Below are 395 nucleotides of genomic sequence, written 5' to 3'. Positions count from 1 at the left end.
CACCTTCGAAAGCCCGGATGAACTGCCGGCCGATGATCTTGCGCTTGCCCTCGGGGTTGCTCACCCCCGACAGCGCTGCCAAAAACGTGTTCGCCACGTCGACGGTCACCAGCTTGGCGCCGGTGGCAGCCACGAAGTCGCGCTCAACCTGGGCACGCTCCCCCGCGCGCAACAACCCGTGGTCTACGAACACGCAAGTCAACCGATCACCGATGGCGCGCTGCACCAGTGCCGCCGCCACCGCGGAATCCACCCCACCGGACAGGCCGCAAATTGCGTGGCCGTCGCCGATCTGGGCACGCACCTGCTCGATCAGCGCATGAGCAATATTGGCGGGCGTCCAGCGCGCGCCGATCCCGGCGAACTCGTGCAGAAAGCGGCTCAGCACCTGCTGC

General features: G+C 66.8%; 1 pseudogene. It reads right to left on the bottom strand.

Features of this window, described 5'->3' with window-relative positions:
- A pseudogene (locus tag F0Q45_RS26905) lies at positions 1-395 on the bottom strand (glutamine-hydrolyzing GMP synthase); the annotation flags it as partial.

This window comes from Mycobacterium simiae (genome assembly GCF_008370645.1).
GTDB classification, from domain to species: Bacteria; Actinomycetota; Actinomycetes; order Mycobacteriales; family Mycobacteriaceae; genus Mycobacterium; species Mycobacterium simiae_A.
The sequence above is the reverse complement of the archived record's forward strand: the minus strand, read 5'-3'. Positions and strand labels throughout refer to the sequence as shown.